At 57.0% G+C, this 18,009-nt stretch carries 14 protein-coding genes and 2 pseudogenes; 10 read left to right on the top strand and 6 right to left on the bottom strand.

Annotated features, from left to right (window positions below; all coding sequences use genetic code 11):
- Nucleotide 1 precedes the first annotated feature (1 nt).
- Nucleotides 2-1,405, bottom strand: coding sequence for a 3-isopropylmalate dehydratase large subunit (leuC, locus tag QCBJ_RS20650; protein WP_102061512.1), 1,404 nt, complete (start codon nt 1,403-1,405; stop codon nt 2-4).
- Between the two features lie 173 nt (nt 1,406-1,578).
- Nucleotides 1,579-2,910, bottom strand: a complete 1,332-nt coding sequence (locus tag QCBJ_RS20645; protein WP_102061511.1) for an MFS transporter — start codon at nt 2,908-2,910, stop codon at nt 1,579-1,581.
- A 452-nt stretch (nt 2,911-3,362) separates the two neighbouring features.
- Between QCBJ_RS20645 and QCBJ_RS20640 the strand changes: the two genes are divergently transcribed.
- From QCBJ_RS20640 to QCBJ_RS20600, 9 genes are all read left to right on the top strand, one after another.
- Nucleotides 3,363-4,226, top strand: a complete 864-nt coding sequence (locus QCBJ_RS20640; RefSeq protein ID WP_102061510.1) for a LysR family transcriptional regulator — start codon at nt 3,363-3,365, stop codon at nt 4,224-4,226.
- A gap of 228 nt (nt 4,227-4,454) precedes the next feature.
- Nucleotides 4,455-4,880 carry a VOC family protein gene (locus tag QCBJ_RS20635; RefSeq protein ID WP_032885513.1) on the top strand — a complete coding sequence of 142 codons (426 nt, stop codon included), beginning with the start codon at nt 4,455-4,457 and terminating at the stop codon, nt 4,878-4,880.
- Between the two features lie 160 nt (nt 4,881-5,040).
- Nucleotides 5,041-5,820 carry an allophanate hydrolase subunit 1 gene (locus tag QCBJ_RS20630; protein ID WP_102061509.1) on the top strand — a complete coding sequence of 260 codons (780 nt, stop codon included), beginning with the start codon at nt 5,041-5,043 and terminating at the stop codon, nt 5,818-5,820.
- Nucleotides 5,817-6,758 carry a biotin-dependent carboxyltransferase family protein gene (locus QCBJ_RS20625; RefSeq protein WP_102061508.1) on the top strand — a complete coding sequence of 314 codons (942 nt, stop codon included), beginning with the start codon at nt 5,817-5,819 and terminating at the stop codon, nt 6,756-6,758. Before QCBJ_RS20630 ends, QCBJ_RS20625 begins: the two co-directional genes overlap by 4 nt.
- A complete protein-coding gene (locus QCBJ_RS20620; RefSeq protein ID WP_102061507.1) occupies nt 6,751-7,521 on the top strand; it encodes a LamB/YcsF family protein in 771 nt (256 codons plus the stop codon). The genes QCBJ_RS20625 and QCBJ_RS20620 overlap by 8 nt, the downstream gene beginning before the upstream one ends.
- A gap of 240 nt (nt 7,522-7,761) precedes the next feature.
- Nucleotides 7,762-9,108, top strand: coding sequence for an MFS transporter (locus QCBJ_RS20615; RefSeq protein WP_101268598.1), 1,347 nt, complete (start codon nt 7,762-7,764; stop codon nt 9,106-9,108).
- A gap of 47 nt (nt 9,109-9,155) precedes the next feature.
- The gene (gene accB / locus QCBJ_RS20610) at nt 9,156-9,578 is read left to right on the top strand and encodes an acetyl-CoA carboxylase biotin carboxyl carrier protein (RefSeq protein ID WP_102061506.1); all 423 of its coding nucleotides are present in this window, start codon (nt 9,156-9,158) and stop codon (nt 9,576-9,578) included.
- A 17-nt stretch (nt 9,579-9,595) separates the two neighbouring features.
- Nucleotides 9,596-10,957 carry an acetyl-CoA carboxylase biotin carboxylase subunit gene (accC, locus tag QCBJ_RS20605; RefSeq protein WP_102061505.1) on the top strand — a complete coding sequence of 454 codons (1,362 nt, stop codon included), beginning with the start codon at nt 9,596-9,598 and terminating at the stop codon, nt 10,955-10,957.
- 147 nt (nt 10,958-11,104) lie between these two features.
- Nucleotides 11,105-12,235, top strand: coding sequence for a diguanylate cyclase (locus QCBJ_RS20600; protein WP_102061504.1), 1,131 nt, complete (start codon nt 11,105-11,107; stop codon nt 12,233-12,235).
- Nucleotides 12,236-12,519: 284 nt separating this feature from the next.
- Here the strand turns inward: QCBJ_RS20600 and QCBJ_RS20595 are convergent.
- Nucleotides 12,520-13,655 (bottom strand): IS3 family transposase gene (locus tag QCBJ_RS20595; protein WP_218273959.1). Its coding sequence is split into 2 segments (ribosomal slippage): nt 12,520-13,403 and nt 13,403-13,655, totalling 1,137 coding nucleotides; the frame shifts between segments, so codons are not numbered across the junction.
- 60 nt (nt 13,656-13,715) lie between these two features.
- On the opposite strand from QCBJ_RS20595, the pseudogene QCBJ_RS20585 reads away from it, so the two are divergent.
- Nucleotides 13,716-14,183 (top strand): annotated as a pseudogene (locus QCBJ_RS20585) (substrate-binding domain-containing protein); the annotation flags it as partial.
- 51 nt (nt 14,184-14,234) lie between these two features.
- Here QCBJ_RS20585 and QCBJ_RS20580 read toward each other — a convergent pair.
- The 3 genes and pseudogenes from QCBJ_RS20580 to QCBJ_RS20570 form a co-directional block, all read right to left on the bottom strand.
- Nucleotides 14,235-15,080, bottom strand: a complete 846-nt coding sequence (locus QCBJ_RS20580; protein ID WP_102061502.1) for an alpha/beta fold hydrolase — start codon at nt 15,078-15,080, stop codon at nt 14,235-14,237.
- A 12-nt stretch (nt 15,081-15,092) separates the two neighbouring features.
- Nucleotides 15,093-15,884, bottom strand: a pseudogene (locus QCBJ_RS20575) (NAD(P)/FAD-dependent oxidoreductase); the annotation flags it as partial.
- 49 nt (nt 15,885-15,933) lie between these two features.
- Nucleotides 15,934-17,934, bottom strand: a complete 2,001-nt coding sequence (locus QCBJ_RS20570; protein WP_102061501.1) for a DKNYY domain-containing protein — start codon at nt 17,932-17,934, stop codon at nt 15,934-15,936.
- Nucleotides 17,935-18,009 lie beyond the last annotated feature (75 nt).

Raw genomic sequence — 18,009 nt, 5'->3', positions numbered from 1 at the left:
TTTACACCTCCTGAACATGAGTGAAGTGGCCCGCGATCGCGGCCGCAGCCGCCATTGCCGGGCTCACGAGGTGGGTACGCCCACCGGGGCCCTGGCGCCCTTCAAAGTTTCGGTTCGACGTCGAAGCGCACCGCTCCCCCGCCTGCAATCGGTCTTCATTCATCCCAAGACACATGGAGCAGCCCGCGTCCCGCCACTCAAATCCGGCTCGGATAAAAATCGCATCCAACCCCTCGGACTCTGCCTGTTGCTTGATCAAGCCCGAACCTGGAACCACCAGTGCTTGCTTGATGTTGCGGGCGATTGTCTTACCCTCGACAATCGCCGCGGCCAGTCGAAGATCTTCAATGCGGGAATTGGTACAGGAACCGATGAATACCTTGTCCAGGTAGATATCGCGGATCGCAGTTCCCGGCAGCAGGCCCATGTATTCAAGTGCGCGCTCGATGCCCTGGCGCTTGACCGGATCGGCTTCTTCGTCAGGGAATGGCACACGCCCCTCTAGGTCGAGCACCATCTCGGGGGACGTTCCCCAAGTGACGTGAGGCAATATGGCTTCGGCATCAAGTTCGATGTGCACATCAAAGATCGCACCGGCATCGCTGTGCAACGTTCGCCAGTATCGCTCAGCCGCCTCCCAAGCCCGCCCGGTGGGGGCCATGGGTTTGGAGCGCAGATAGGCGCAGGTGGTGTCATCGAATGCCACCATTGCGCACCGCGCGCCGGCCTCGATGGCTAGGTTGCACAGGGTCATGCGGGCTTCCATGGTCATCGCTTCAACGGCGCTGCCCGCGAACTCAATGGCGAACCCGGTCGCCCCTGCGGTGCCGATCCCTGCGATCAGCGCGAGGGCGACGTCTTTGGACGCCACGTGCTGATTCAGCTTGCCGTCGACAGACACGCGCATGGTTTTGAGCTTTTTCATCGACAGGCACTGAGTCGCCAGAACGTGCTCGATCTCTGAGGTGCCTATACCAAAAGCGAGTGCAGCGAACGCGCCATGGGTCGTCGTATGGGAGTCACCGCATACAATTGACATGCCCGGAAGTGTGAAGCCTTGCTCCGGGCCTATCACGTGAAGGATGCCCTGACGCTGGTCGCCCATATCAAACAGGGTGAGGTTGAACTGTGCACAATTTCGCTCCAGCGTCTCAACCTGGCGCCGCGCGATGTCATCACTGATGCCCTTGTGCCGATCTTTGGTTGGCACATTATGGTCGGCCGTAGCGAGCACTGACGCGGCCCGCCATGGAGTGAGGCCGTGCGAGCGCAACCCGTCAAACGCCTGGGGACTTGTCACTTCGTTTATAAGGTGGAGGTCTATGTAGAGAAGGGTCTGGCCATCCTCCGTGTCCGTGACCGCGTGGCGCGACCAAAGCTTTTCGAAGAGCGTATTGGGGTTCATTTGTTCAGATCTCCTGAAATGGATCCGCAATGCGTGGCTCCGCCCGATGCCCTGCAGGTTTGGGGGGGCAAAAAGGCGGAGCCCGTGTGAATCAGAGGGTGGCGCACGAATCAATCTCGACCGATCAATGTACGAACGGCATGGAGTGCTAACCGCCACCTTGATGAAGCCCGTTATTTCTTATCCAGGCTTTTCAAGCTCTGTGGCAGTGCCCACATCAGCAGCGCTGCGGCGAGCAGGCAGGCGGTGCCGATGACGTAAAGCGCCGGGGTCGTGCTGCCCGTAACGTCTTTGATAAATCCAACCATTACCGGGCTCACGATACCGCCGGCCTGCCCCATCGTATTAATCAACGCGATTCCGCCCGCGGCGCCGGCGCCAGCACCGGCAAGCAGTTTGGGTGGTAACGCCCAGAATGTTGGAATAGAGGCGATGATGCCGGCGCCTAGCAGTGCAAGCGCTACCATCAGAAAAACCGTGTGGCTGGCAAAAATGCCCGCACTGAAAAAACCGATCGCACCTATTAGCACTAGACCGCACACGAATTTACGTCGCTCACCTGTCGCATCGGACAAACGCCCCACCACCAACATGGTGATTGCCCCAAATATGTACGGGATCGCCGTGAGTAGACCGATCATGGTCGGGCTTTCCGTACCCGCGCTGCGAATCAGTTGTGGCGCCCAGAAATTCAGTCCGTAGGACGCTACCTGGATCAGGAAATAGATAAACGCCAACATCAGGAAGCCCGGCAACTTCAACGCCATAAGCAGCGAACCGCCGTGATTGTTCGTCTCGTGGCTTGCAATACGAGCCGACAAGTAGGTTTTTTCATCATGGCTCAACCATGGAGCATCCATGACGCGGTCTTTCAATGTAAACAAGACCACCAGCCCCAAGCCGACACAAGGAATGCCGCCCAGCAGGAAGAGCCAATGCCACCCGCGTAGATTCAGCAGCCCGTCCATATGACCCAGCACCAGGCCCGAAACCGGCGCACCAATAAGGCCCGCGAACGCAGAGGCCAGAAACAGTAAGGATGTAATTCGCCCGCGATAGTTTTGCGGAAACCACAGCGTGAGGTAATACAGCGCACCGGGCGCAAAGCCCGCCTCCATCGCGCCGATCAGGAAGCGCAATGAATAGAACTGCCACTCCGCCGTTACGAACATCATCAGGGCTGTGGCGATACCCCATGAAATCATGATGCGTGCTATCCAGCGCCGTGCGCCGACCTTGTACAACATCAAGTTACTGGGTACTTCGAATAACACATAACCGACGACAAACAAGCCCGCGCCTAACCCATAGGCCGTGTCGCTCAAGCTGAGGTCCGCTTGGAGTTGAAACTTGGCGAAACTGATATTTATACGGTCGAAAAAGGCGAACAGATAGCAAACCATAATCAGCGGCATAATACGCCACGCTACTTTCGCTATTAGTTTCTTCTCGTCTATCACTGTGCTAGACAAGCCGGCGTCTACTGCAGAAGCTGGAACAGCCATGAAGAGTTCTCCAGACACACTTCCTCTCGGAAGTACTGTTTATGTTTTTGTTTTTGTATTCTGGTGGAAGACTGATGAGTCCAGCGCGCTGGAGGCAGTCATTCGAACGCCAAGAACGGCCTGGCCTTAGTCAGGGCGAATAAAGATGAATGTTTATTTGAGACGCAGCGACGGATTTGCCTAGTCATGTTGCACCCTTTTCTTATTGTTGAACTTTGCGCCAAGACTAGAGGACTACTCGAACACAATTCCAACGCTCATTAGGAAAGCACCGTTCGCGCTTCGCGAACGATGCACGCATTACACCATCGATTGCCCGAACTTGATTCACAAGTGGCTAACGAGTAGCACTCAACGTGGGGTAACGCGGACATCGCGGAGTGCCAGTTGGTAAATGCATCAAAAATGACTACCCTCTGCACCAATACCAAAATCACGGATCAAGGTTCGGCATGATCAGAGAGTTGAAGACGTTCATCTGCGTCGCACAAAGGGGGACGTTCGCGGCGGCGGGACAACAGGTGGGTTTGACTCAGTCAGCGGTCAGCGCCCAGATCAAAAGCCTTGAGCACAGCTTGGGGGTCAAACTGTTTGATCGTACCGGACGCTCAGCCACACTTAATTCAGCAGGCCAACGTGCCATTCCCCTGGCCGAGGAAATCCTGCGGCTTTTCGGTCGGATGGGTGCCGCAGACAGCGGTAATGACTTCCACGGAGCACTGCGAATCGGCGCGATCGGCACGGTTCAGACCGGGATACTGCCGCAGGCGCTGGTGGCCTTGAAATCACAAGCGCCTTTTATCGAAACAAACCTTGTACCGGGTGTGTCGTTGAACCTGCTCAGCCAAGTGGACGCCGGCGAGTTGGACTTGGCCATCATGATCAGACCGCCGTTTTCCCTACCCAAGGACCTGCATGCCGAAGTCATCGCGCGCGAGGCGTTCGTATTGATCACGTCCAAAGAGGTGGTGGGTGACGACCCGCTAGCAATTCTCGCGGAACAACCCTTTGTGCGGTATGACCGCGGCTCGTTTGGCGGGCGGCTGGTCACCCAGTTTCTCAAGCAGCAAAAAATTCATGTGCATCAGGCACTGGAGCTGGATGAACTGGATGCCATTGTCAAAATGGTACGCAGTGGGCTCGGCGTTTCACTGGTACCCAAGGCGGGTCTATGGCTCGAACATGCGGATGACGTCAGGGTCCTAGAGTTGCGCAAGCTCACGTTTTTCAGGGAGATCGTACTGGTCTCGAAATACCGGCAAAAACATTCGCCCCTGTTCAACATTTTCCGGACCTGCGTTCTTGATGCGGTGTGATGCCTTTCGAATGCATAGGGGCAATAGAAAATCAACCGCCGCACCGCAAGCTTTTCAGCCTTTGTACGAACCATCGTGGTGCAGCACGAACAACAATGGTGCAAAAGCCTGTGCTACCGATTTGCTCATCGAAATTATTCGTGCTCAGGACACAGAATTTGCGCTTTTCCCCACCGTGTTTCCGGATAAGAATTGATTCAGATCAAAACAAATCAATAGGAAACCACCGTGAGCCTCTCCCCTTTCCATCTGGCAATTCCCGTCTACGATCTGGCCGCCACACGTCACTTCTACGGTGAGGTGTTCGGTCTTTCCGAAGGTCGCTCGAGCGACCAGTGGGTAGACTTCGATTTCTACGGCCATCAACTGGTCATCCATGAGCACCCTAAGACTGCTTCGCAGGAAAGCGTGCACAGCAACCCGGTAGACGGCCACGACGTACCGGTTCCGCACTTCGGCATCATCCTGGAGTGGGCGCAATGGGAAGCCCTGGCCGAGCGCTTGAAAGCGCGCGCAACCAAGTTTGTGATCGAACCCTACATTCGCTTTAAAGGCCAGGTCGGCGAGCAAGCCACCATGTTCCTGTTCGACCCGTGCGGCAACGCGCTGGAGTTCAAGGCGTTCAAGGATATGAGCCAGCTGTTCGCCAAGTAATCTGTTGTTCAAGCGACCGTCGCCATTAGAGCGACGGCGCACTCTCAAGCCGTGAAGCCTTGCTGTGTTGCGCCGGATACCTGTGAAAGCTTGTGCTTTCTCTGTCTCGCTGCACGCGCCTGGCCGATGCTTAGCCTGCCGCATGAGGATAGAGAACACTATGTCCGACCTCAGTCGCATTTTGGATGAGCCGCCAGGAGCGCCTCTTTCACCCGCTGAATGGCAGTTCGAGCCCTGCGGTGATCGCTGCGTGATCCTGATATTTGGCAGCGTATTTTCCATCGACCTCAACCGCCAGGCCGCCTCGGTCGGCAGTCAATTACGCACACTGGTTGCTCAAGGCAAGCTGCCAGGCGTCACGGATGTTGTCTCTGCGATGGTGACCGTCGGCGTTCATTACTCTCCCGAGTCAATTGCCAGCCTTTTCCCCGGTGTGTCGCCTTACGAATCGATCTGCACACTTGTGACCGAGCGTTTCAAGGATTCGCGCAGTGCTGCCGCAACGACCGGCGCTCGCCTCGACATCCCCGTGTGCTACGACCCGGAATATGCCCCGGACCTTGAAGATATCGCGCAGGCCTGTGGCCTGACCGCCAATGAGGTGATCACCGCTCACACGGCCGACTGGCTGGATGTGTTGATGGTCGGTTTCGCGCCAGGCCATCCCTATATCGGCATGCACGACAGCGCCCTGTCGCTGCCGCGTCGCGCGACACCGCGCACGCTGGTCAAGCAAGGCAGCATTGGCATCGCTAACCGACAAAGTGTGATTTATCCGGCTGATCTCCCCGGCGGCTGGAACCTCATCGGGCGCACACCGCTGCCGATGTTTTCCCCCTTGAGTGAGCCGCCGTGTCGATTACAGGGCGGCGACCAGATTCGATTTGTACCCATTACCCGTCATGAGTTTGATCTGTTGGCTCGGGAGAACACGAAGTGACCATCAAGGTAATCAAACCAGGCATGCTCTCTATCTTCCAGGACACCGGGCGGCATGGGTTCCAGCATTGGGGCGTCCCCGTGACCGGCGTGATGGATGAGGATGCGCATGCCCTCTGCAACCTGTTGGTCGGCAATCCTCGTACCTTCAGCACGTTGGAAATGACCCTCCAGGGCCCGACGCTGCACTTTCAGGCCAAAGCCGTGATTGCGCTCGCCGGCGCGGACCTCGGCGCCGAGCTGGATGCAATTCCGCTCAAGCCCGGCGTAGCAGCCCTGGTGTCTCCAGGCAGCACCTTGAGTTTCGGCAAACGGCGACAGGGTGCCCGCGGTTACCTCGCGGTAGCTGGCGGATTTTTGCTGCAACCGCTGATGAACAGCACCAGCACTTACTCCCGAGGCGGGTTCGGCGGGCTGCGCGGCCGCGCGCTGCAAGCCGGGGATTTGATCCCCATCTGCTCATCGTTTGCCAACCCGCCACGCCTCGGTCCCCGCTCCAACTTTGGGTTGTATGAAGCGGTTGCCTGCGAACCGATCAGAGTGATCGCGGGGCGGGAGTGGAAGGACTTTTCCGCTGAGTCCCAAGCGCACTTCTTGAACCATGACTACACCTTGAGCGGTGACTCGGACCGTATGGGCTACCGACTCGATGGCAGGCCACTGACGCTGTCTGCACCCAAAGAGCTGTTATCGGAGAGTGTTGCGTTCGGCACCGTCCAGGTGCCCTCCAGCGGCAAGCCACTGATCTTGATGGCTGACCGCCAAACAACCGGTGGCTACCCACGCATAGCCCAGGTGGCTAGCGTCGATCTACCACGGTTGGCGCAGTTGCTGCCGGGCGACAAATTACGATTTTCACTCATAGATTTGAGCGCCGCCGAAGCCTTGCTGCTCACCCGCGCTCGCAAGCTCAAAGCGATGGAGGCCTTCAATGCCTGAAATAGATTTCAACAGCGACCTTGGCGAAGGCTTCAGCATTTATCGCGCAGGCGACGATGCGGCGATTCTTCCCCACCTCACCTCAGCCAATATCGCCTGCGGGTTTCACGCCGGGGATTCACGCTCCATGCGCTCAACCGTGGCGCTGGCCGCACAGTTGGGTGTGGCAATCGGCGCCCATCCAGGCTTTGACGACCTGCAAGGTTTCGGTCGTCGAATGATGACGCTGTCCCAGGATGAAGTGTACGAACTCATCGTTTACCAGGTCGGTGCGTTGCTGGGTTTTACCAAGGCGGCCAACGTCGAACTGCGCCACGTCAAACCCCATGGTGCGCTTTACAACTTCGCGGCGGTGCACCGCCCCACTGCCGACGCGATCTGCCGGGCAGTAAAAGACATTGATCCAAGCCTGATTCTTTTCGGCTTGTCAGGTAGCGCCTTGGTCACCGCCGCCCAAGCCTGTGATTTAACCGTGGCACAGGAAGTGTTTGCCGATCGCAGCTATCAGGAGGACGGAACGCTGACGCCACGCAACCAGCCTGGCGCAATGATCGAAAACCTCCACGAGGCCATTGATCAAGTCATGAACATGCTGCATTTAGGCGAAGTGCGCACCACCCAAGGGACCTGGGTACCGGTGACGGCACACACACTTTGCCTGCACGGCGACCAGCCAGGAGCTGCAGCGTTTGCCAGTGCGATCAGGCAAGCCCTGCTCAAAGAAGGCATCACCATTCAAAAGCCCGCGCGTGCGCGTATTTGAGTGACACCCACAACGTTTACCCATAATAAAAAGGAAACAACCATGCCTCGTGAATCAAACCCCTCATTTTAACTGCCGAGCTTAAAACCTCGTCTGAGAGCTGAATAGTCAATGACGGATGCGTCTGGGCGCCTGAATGCCCGGATGAACTGTGCACTGTCGGTTTTCAGTACGTCACTTTCAAGGCAGGCCCCTCTGCCACTTAACTCTTTTGGCCATTGGCCAGAGTGGAAGGTATTTATGTCTCGTGTTCTCTCTGAAAATACGCACTCCCCGCACATCGACGTCGAGGCACACGCCACCGGCGGTACAACGCAGTCGGCCGTGATTGCCAAGCGCGCAGCTATGGCCTCGGCCACCGGCACCGCCGTTGAATACTATGAGTTCAGTATCTACGGGTATATGGCGACCATCATCGCCCCACTGTTCTTTCCCGGGGACAATCCCGCCGCCGCCCTCCTCGCCACTTTGGCGGTATTCGGCATTGCCTTTGTCATCCGCCCGATCGGCGGCGTGCTGCTCGGCCGCCTTGCTGACCGCATCGGCCGACGTCGAGTACTGCTCAGCACCGTGATCGGCATGGGCACCGCCACCGCTCTTATTGGGGTGCTGCCGACCACCGCCCAGATCGGCCTGGCCGCGCCTATCCTGCTGGTGCTGTTGCGACTGTCCCAAGGCTTCTTCGCCGGCGGCGAAGTGGTAGGCGCCGCAGCGTTTGTGGCGGAATCTTCTCCCAACGGCCGACGCGGGTTCTTCGGTTCATTCACACCGCTGGGCGTTGCCGTGGGTGGCGCCACCGGCGCGATTGTCTGCGGTATCACCACCGGGTTGCTCAGTGCCGAGCAACTGCAGGCATGGGGCTGGCGTATCCCGTTCTTCCTGTCCATCCCGCTGGTTATGTTTTCGTTTTACATGCGGCATAACGTTGAAGAAACGCCGGAATTCAAAGCCTTCCTGGAGAAGGAAAAGCCACCGGTAGCACCGGTCAAAGAGGTGTTCAGCAAAAACCTGCCGGCACTGCTGCGGGTCATCGTATTTGCGTCTGCGCAGAATGCGGGTTACTTCATCGGGATGGTGTTCATGAACATCTACCTGACCACCTACCTGCATTTCGACAAATCCAAAGTCTACTGGGTGATTGCAGTGATCAGCCTGTGCATGGCGGCGATGATGCCCTTCTGGGGTGGTTTGTCAGACCGTATCGGTCGCCGGAAGGCACTGAGCATCGGCTTTCTAGGCTACGCCATTCTGGTGATTCCCATGATGATCCTGATGGACAGCGGCAGCCTATGGATCGCTGCGCTGGCAATGTTTGTCGCCACCTTGCCCATGCCAATCGTGCAATCGGTGGGCTACCCGACTTACGCCGAGCAATTTCCGACACGTGTGCGCTACACGGCCATGGCGATCAGCATAAACCTGGGCGCCATCCTGGGCGGCGGGATCACCCCCTACGTGGTCACCTCGATTATCACCAAGACCGGCAATTTACTGGTACCGGGCTATTTCATGGCGGGTGCTGCGGTGTGTGCCTTGTTAGCGATTCTCACGTTGCGCGAAACGTCCAAGGGCAACCTCCTTAGATAGTTCGACGCGACGTTAAGCCTCTAATCTAAACATAAGGTTGCAGCAGCATGGACATTGAAAAAGTAAAAGAACTGGTCAAGTTGATCGAAGGCTCGGGCCTGGCGGAGATCGATTTCAAAGAAGGTAATAATCGGGTTCGTCTTCGTCGTAACAGTAAACCCGCCGCTCCTCCGTCGGCGGTGGCGGCCCCACAAATAGCTGAACCTCAGCAGGTTCAGCCCGAGTCGAAACTCGCCGGCACGGTTATCTCGGCGCCGATGGTGGGCGTCTTCTACCGCAAGGCATCGGCGACTTCAGCAGCGTTCGTTGAGATTGGCCAATCCGTGGCAAAGGGCGATGTCTTGTGCATCGTGGAAGCCATGAAAATGATGAACACCGTGGAGGCAACCTGCAGTGGGGTCATTGAGGCAATCATGGTCGAAGACGGTCAGCCCGTTGAATACGACCAGCCCATGTTCAATATTGTTTGAGCGACGTGGAGGTCAGAATGAGTGAAGTCGCAAAACTGCAAAAAGTAGTGATCGCCAACCGTGGTGAAATTGCTTTGCGTATCGTGCGCGCCTGTAAAGAACTGGGCATCAAGACCGTCGCTGTTTACTCGACGGCCGATACTGAATTGATGCACGTGAAACTGGCGGACGAAAGCATTTGCATCGGCCCGCCACTGGCCACGAACTCGTACCTGAAAGTCTCGAACATCATTGCAGCCGCTGAAGTGACCGGCGCTGATGGCATTCACCCAGGCTACGGCTTCCTTGCGGAAAACGCCGACTTCGCCGAACAGGTGGAAAAATCCGGGTTTGCCTTCATCGGTCCGAAAGCCGAAACCATTCGCCTGATAGGCGACAAGGTATCGGCCAAAGACGCCATGATCGCAGCCGGCGTGCCAACCGTTCCAGGTTCCGACGGCCCGCTGCCTGAAGACGAGGAAACCGCTCTGCGCATTGGTCGCGAAGTCGGCTACCCGGTGATCATCAAGGCCGCCGGTGGCGGTGGTGGTCGTGGCATGCGTGTGGTGCACAAGGAAGAAGAGCTGATCGAAGCCGCCAAGCAGACTCGCTCCGAAGCGGCAGCCTGGTTCGGCAACCCGATGGTCTACCTGGAAAAGTACCTTACCAACCCACGTCACGTGGAAGTGCAGGTGCTGTCCGACGGCCAGGGCCACGCCATCCACCTGGGCGATCGCGATTGCTCGCTGCAACGTCGTCACCAGAAGGTACTGGAAGAAGCGCCGGCACCGGGCCTGGATGAAACCGCGCGCCAGGAAGTGCTGGCTCGCTGCGTCAAGGCGTGCATCGACATCAACTACCGTGGCGCCGGTACGTTCGAGTTCCTCTACGAGAACGGCCGTTTCTACTTCATCGAGATGAACACTCGCGTGCAAGTAGAGCACCCGGTTTCGGAGATGGTCACCGGTATCGACATCGTCAAGGAGATGCTCAGCATCGCCGCCGGCAATGTGCTGTCCTTCACCCAGGACGACGTGAAGCTCCACGGCCACTCCCTGGAGTGCCGGATCAACGCCGAAGACCCGAAAACCTTTATCCCAAGCCCTGGCTTGGTCAAGCATTTCCATGCACCGGGCGGCAACGGCGTTCGCGTCGACTCGCACCTGTACAGCGGCTACAAGGTTCCGTCCAACTACGACTCGCTGATCGGCAAGCTGATCACCTGGGGCGCCACCCGCGACGAGGCGATGGCCCGTATGCGTAACGCCCTGGACGAAATCGTGGTAGACGGAATCAAGACCAACATCCCGTTGCATCGGGATCTGGTTCGTGATGAAGGCTTCTGTGACGGTGGTGTGAACATCCACTACCTGGAGCAAAAGCTAGCAAATCAGGATTGAAATCGATGGCCGGGGCCAGCCCGATGATGAAGGCTAGCTCCGACCTTATCCATGTCCTAATTGCGGTATTTAAAGCCGTCTACCCCTAAGCCCATGTATAGTGCTAAAAGGCCACCACTCGTTATCGCTTTATGGCGGACTAGCACTATGCCTAATCTTCACTCTTTTCCCAGTACACCGTTTATCCGGTGGTTTGTGAAAGACAACCAAAGCCTGGATCGGGACATACGCTTAAAGCTACTTAAAGGTCCCTTTACCTCTCGCGCCGCGCTGGTCGCAGCGGGGATGAACACACTGCTCGTATGTAGCATTGCAGTCGTACTTCACCCAACGTTGTTCTTCATCAGTTGGCTAGTCGCCGACATGGTGATTTGGATCACCCGCTGGTTTCTGCTACAGAGATTTATTGCCAGCGGCAAATCCAGGCTCCGCTACGCAACGGACCTTTCTCTGCTCTTCGGTTTGATCTGGGCCGCCGAAGTAGGCATTGGCACCGCAGGATGCATTATCAGTCAGGATCCGGTACTCCAAGTCCTGGCATGCACCTCGGCGGTCAGCATGAATGGGGCGATTGCCATGAGAAACCAAGGCATACCCCGCTACGCATTTACGCAAATCCTTCTCACAGATATACCGATGAAATTGGCCACGTTGTTCCAACCGGAACCGATGTTGCGGGTGCTGATTCTACAAGCGCCCATGTACCTCACTGGCTTGTGGGTGCTGCTGAACAACCTCAATGCAAACCTAACGAAAGCCTATATTTCAGAAGCACAGAGTACACATTCAGCCACCCATGACAAACTGACCGGCGTGCTGAACCGATTAGGCATCTTGAATATGATGACGGCATCACTTAGCTCGAAAGCCAATGGGGATAGTGATTTTTGCGTACTTTGTCTGGATTTGGACGGATTCAAAAAAATCAATGATGCCAACGGGCACGCCACCGGCGACAGAGTATTGGTTTCTTTCTCTGAAATGGTCACCAGGGTGGTACGCAAGGGTGACGCAGTGGCTCGAATAGGCGGTGACGAATTCATCGTATTGATGCCGGATACCGACAAGATATCCGCGTCACTCATTGCCGATCGCATTATAAAAAGCCTCGAAGATTACACGGGTAAAAACGCGAATTATGAAGGTCTCGGCGTCAGCATCGGCATTACCGAGACCTCCCCTTCAGAGCCTGGGAGTGTTGAGCAGATTTTATCCAGAGCTGATGTCGCGATGTATAAAGCAAAATCTGCGGGCAAGAACTGTTTCAGGTTTGGATAAGTCTCTGGTGGCTAAGTATGAGCCTAGTCCGAGGGCTTAGGAAAACAGCGAGTTCGACTTCTTTGCAGTTTCGCGTATCTGGCGAAGACGCTCATGATCTGTCGTGGTTTTTCGTCATCGCTAGCGTTTAGAAGAGACTGCATCTCGCCGTCTCCAATACCTGCAAGAGACTCTCGTATTACTAAGTTCAGCTCGCAGACGAAGCAGTTCAGTGTGTTGATCATCATCTTGCTGTTGTTCTTCTAGAGGTGGACTACCCCCGCTCCCGTAGACATTTTCCAGCCTCAAAGTGAGGCACTTTCAAAGGCCTCAGGACTGACGCCGCCCAAGTGACTGTGACGACGCGTTCGGTTGTAAAACGCCTCAATGTAATCGAATACGTCGGCACGGGCCATGTCCCGGGTTTTGTAGATCCTCTTGCGGATGCGTTCTTTTTTCAGGCTACTGAAAAAAGACTCAGCCACGGCATTGTCCCAGCAGTTTCCTCGGCGGCTCATACTCGGCTCGAGGTGGTTGGCCAGACAAAAACGTTTCCAGTCATCGCTACCATATTGGCTACCCTGGTCCGAATGCATGATGACTCTGGTTTTGGGTTTACGGCGCCATACCGCCATGAGCAGCGCGTCCAGCGCCAGCTCCTTGCCTAGCGTTGGCTTCATTGACCAGCCGACCACCTTGCGAGCGTAGAGATCCAGTACGACAGCCAGATATAGCCATCCCTGCCACGTTCGGATGTAAGTGATATCGGTCACCCAAGCCTTATTAGGGGCATCGACAGTGAAGGCCCGGTTAAGTCGATTGGGGGCAATGATCGATGGTCTGCCTTTGATTGCGCGCGGGGCTTTATATCCTCTGAGCGCCTTGATTTTATTGGTGCGCATCAGTGCCGCGACACGGTGCTTGCCGCAACTTTCTCCAGCCTCGCGCAAGTCAGCAAACACCCGCCGTGCGCCATACACACCTCGACTGGCCGCATAGGAGTCGCGGATCAGCCCTAACAGCCGACCATTCTCTTTTTCGCGGTCAGAAACAGGCTTGTGTAGCCATTGATAGAACCCGGCACGAGCAACTTGCAAAACCCGGCACAGCGTAGTGACCGCGTATTGATGCCGATGCTCGTTCATAAAGCGGTATTTCACTCGGGTTCCCTGGCGAAGTACCGCGCTGCTTTTTTTAATATGTCGCGCTCTTCTTCCAAGCGTCGCATTTGGGCTCGCAGCCGCAAAATCTCGCTTTTGGCTTCGAGCAACTCGCTGGCCTGTTTCTCGGTTTTGTCAGGCGTCACGGCTTTGACCCATTTGTAGAGGCTGTGGGTCGAAACGCCGAGGCGCTCGGCTGTTTCCGCAACGGAGTATCCGCGTTCAATAACTTGCCTCACGGCTTCTGCCTTGAATTCCGGCGTGAATCGTTGGGTGCTCATAAACTTCCTCCTATGCTCAAAGCATAGGCTGGAGATGTCTACGATGCCGGGGGCAGTCCACTTGGATTTGAACGACCAGGGCTTGACGAGCGGGAGACGTTTCTTGAAGCGGGGAGCCAATTGTTAGTAGCAGTTGCCTCTCCAGATCATCCTGCGGCCGCCGGCAAGAAAAGCCCCTTAGGTGAAGAGCAACTGGTCAACGTTCGACAGATCATCGTTGCTACTGGCGGACCTACAGACTCTGACCCGCGTGTTGTACTGTCACGGCGGATTTGGCACAGCGACAATTATCTGGCAACTCTCGATCTGGTGCAGCAAGGATTGGGCTGGGCTTATCTTCCACAACCGCTGGTACAACCTCTAATCACTTCGGGCGCATTGACGGAGGTTGTGTTTGACAACATGCCGAGTCAGATGCGGTTATGGGTCGATATCATCTGGGTAAAGAACCGACCGCTGGGGCTGGGAGCGCGTCGTTACTTGAGTCTGATGCGCGAAATGGCCGAGGGCGAGCCTCGTCGTGTTTGAGAAGTAATAAATGGCGGGCCACAACACCTTCAGGAAGCGCTTTGATTGTCACTAAACTGCCTGCGTCAGACTGCTTAGAAAGTCTGCGACCAATCGATTGAATACTTCGCCTTGATCATCATGAACATAGTGACTGGCATCTGCCACTTCCACGGCTTGGACCTTCGGGTTGCTGGCGCACATGGCCTGCAGCATGGCAGGTGGTAGAAAGTCCGAGCGGCCGCCGCGAATGAACAGGCTTGGGCAGTCCAGGGAGCGCACCGCAGGCCACAAATCGGTAGGTTCGATACTCAGCCGTGCCTCGGCAATCCCCTGTTGATCATGACGCCAGCCAATCACGCCGTCGCGCTCTTGCATCGAATGCGCCAGCCTGGATGCCAGGCCCTGCTCCGACAAACCTGGACGTGAAGCCTTCCAGAATGCGCGGGCCGCGTCCCAGCTTTCGAACTGCAACGGCGTCTGGCCCATCTCGCGTCGAATACGCGCGGCGCCATCGCCTTGGGTTGAAGACCCGGGGCCGATATCCTCGATCAACAAGCCTATCAAGCGTCCCGGGTGTTGCCGTGCATACTCGAGCGCGTTGGCGCCACCCAATGAGTGCCCGAGCAAGACAAAACGCTGCAGGCCGACATGGGCGGTCAAATCCTCAAGGTCCTCGACATAGGATTGAGTGTGATAACTGGAAGGTTCAGCCCAGTCGCTCAACCCACGGCCGCGCTGGTCCAGGGCAAAGATACAGTAGCCCTCCCCCAGGGCCTGCACCAGCGACTCCCAGGTCTGTGCATAGGCGCGCAAACCGTGCAGTAGCACCAACGGCACGCCGGTCGGCGCGCCCCAGCGCAAATAGTGCAGGCGCAAGCCCGAACGATTGGTGAAAAAACAGCTATCAGCAGGCATGGCCTTGCTCCTTTAGAAACGGTCGAAGCGGTAAGGGCTTGGGTCAATGATCGGCGTATGCCCACTGACCAGGTCCGCCGCGAGATGGCCCGCCGCCGGCGACGTACCGAACCCGTGCCCCGAGAAGCCGGTGGCCACGGTCAGCCCCGGGATCTGCGCAACCGGGCCGATGACCGGGTTGGAATCCGGTGTCACGTCGATAGTGCCCGCCCAGGTATGCGCGATCCGCGCCTGTTGGAACACCGGCCAGGCGGCAATCAGGTTGTTCATCGCGTCGTTGTTGAGCCGTGGGTTGGCCTCCGGGTCCTGCACCCTGACGCGCTCGAACGGGCTCACGCTGTCTGCCCGCCAACGCCGCGCCAGCGCCAAGTCATTGATAAACGGCTTGCCCAGCGACACGTTGAGCACACTGCGTTGCGCACGGAACTGCGGCATATACTGCTTGGCGAGCAAGAGGTGATCGAGGGTCAGGAACGCATCCAGCTTGCCGCGCTGCGTGATGATGAAACCGCCGTCCTTGTGCTTGCGAAACGAAAAGTCCGGCGCGCCGACAGCAATCTCTGTCGGCCCGTCCATGGGGTGGGTACGCAGTACCGAGCAGGTCAACGGCAAGGTCGGCAACGAGACGCCGAGGTTGCCCAGAAAGCGCCGTGACCACATGCCCCCCGCGAGCAAGACGTGATCACAGCGAATTTCACCTTTTTCCGTGACCACGCCACTGACCGCACCTGCGGACATCTGCAGTGTACGCACCGCGCACTGCTCGATGATCACCACGGCCATGGCCATGGCGGCCTTGGCAATCTGATGAGTGTCTGACCATGTTCAAATTGCCGTTCATCCATCCTCTTTGTCAGTCCCCGCTGCCCGCTTTCTGATAGTGCGCCTCATCAACTTCACTCAGCGTTGCATAACCGTCGTAGTGGTAGAGCCGATGCTTGTCGCGGGCATGGCGGTCACTCAGAAACTCCAGCGTGGCCAGGTCTATGCGCTTCGCGCTGAGGGGGCGTCGGTGGCAGAACAGTTTGCGCGTGCCCAGTTGTAAAAAGTCGGGATGCGGCACGCGCACTTCGTCTGGGGTGAACGTCACATCCAGCAACTTGCCCTCCGACAGTATCGCCGTAGGGCTGAAGGCATAAGTACCGATGACTTGCGTATCCGCAGGGCTCAGGTATTTTTTGGCCTGGCCGTAGTAATAAACCGCGTGTTTATCCTTGGCCCAGCCATGACCGCATGACTCGAACGTCGCCGCATCGGCCTTACGAATGGGCTCGGGGGGATGATAGAAAACCCGCTGGCAGAACACTGTTTTACCATCAGTCAGGTATGGCGAACCCAATGCGCGAAAATGCTCAGCGGGCTCCATTGAGAAGCGTTCGGGCACTTGAGTGTCGGCGTTATGAAACGGGATCAGGTACAAGCCATTTGCATCGCCGCACAGGTGACGATCGAGCAACTTGAAACTCGCCGCGTCCAGCCCGCTGATTGGCCTCCCGTGAAAATACACGTGCCGGCCCAGCTCGAAATTGAGGCCGATGGCATGCAAGGGCGCGGTTTCTTCCTGGGACTGTGCGTTGTCTTGCAGGCGGTGCCACCAATAGTCTTGCAGGTGCGGATGCGCGATGAAGAACACAGCCCATGCTTGTTGCATGGCCGCATCGACGACGCCGCCGGAGCCCAGTGGGCCATGCTTGTCGCCTACCAATACAGGCGAGTAATCCTGCGGCCCTTTATAGAGCTGGGCCACCACGAAACTCTCTACGTCTACCTCCAGGCGTTTGTTGCGCAAATAAGCGTGCTGCTGATCGCGGTAGTAACCCAACCCCAAATGCCGAAAGCTCGGGCCGTGAGCGCCGCGCAGGCGGGTACCGGCGGCGTAGACGAATTGGTCGTCTACAGCGAAATACTCGTCTTCGTGTTCGCTGGCGCTGACTACGCGGCCGCACTCATCAAACGCCGGTTGCCAGCACCTGAGCAGATTGAATTCACCCACATAACGCAGGTTTTTTCCGGTCAGGTAATAGGCGCGGTGGCGGTCTTTTGCATAACGCTCGTTGAGCACGGTGAATGTTTCAAGGTCAGCATTGTCGATACGGTAGAAGTATTCGTAGGCAATGCTTGAGCCTTGCTGCGCTTGCACAATGATCGATTGGCCATCCGAGCCCCAGCGACGCGCGAGCATTTGGAAGTTGCCTGGATTGGCAATTGGCAGCGGCGTGCCGTCCTTTTGGTGCAAGGGCTTGAAACCCCGATACACTTTGTTGTCGATCACTCGATAATCAGGATGATTGCAGTAACTCACCTGGGCAGTGGCGTTGGCGATGAATTGCCCCTGCAGAAAGACGGTCACCCCATCGCTGAAAAGCGCCGAGGCAGCGGTCACCGATGCGGGTGACGGTTCCAGTAGCGCAAGGTGCCCGTGTCGCGCATCAGCAATTGTCACGACCGTGTAATGGTCAAACCAATAGGCGCAGGTTTCATCCCGCCAGTATTGGTGGCCCAGGTTTTCCAGCCCGTGGTTGAAACGAAACGCCAGGCGATGAAGCGCATGGTAGCCATAGCGCGCCTGGTAGCCTGGAAGCAGATAGTAATCGCGCCGCGCATCGCGCAGGAGCGCAGGGTTTTTGCGATGCCGCCACACCGGCTGTTCGGCAAACAATGGGGACGGCGGGTAGTGCCCGGCAAGGGCGCGTTCCACCGTCTCGCCGGGCGGCAGGCCTTGAGGAGTGAGCATGATGTACACATTGGGTACCTGCCCATCACCCAGTAACGTGCCGTCCATAAACGCGAAGCCTTGATGCCATTCAAGGTTCAGCAGTTCCCAGTCGGCATTGTCTGTCACGGTATCTTTCATTCAGTCACTCTAGCAAGGAGTTGAGGCAGTTTATTCAGGAGACCAAAAAGAACCACCCGGCAGGCAGCTAGCCCC

The organism is Pseudomonas sp. QC2 (genome assembly GCF_002859085.1).
Taxonomy (GTDB): domain Bacteria; phylum Pseudomonadota; class Gammaproteobacteria; order Pseudomonadales; family Pseudomonadaceae; genus Aquipseudomonas; species Aquipseudomonas petroselini.
This window is presented reverse-complemented; position numbering and strand designations above follow the sequence as displayed.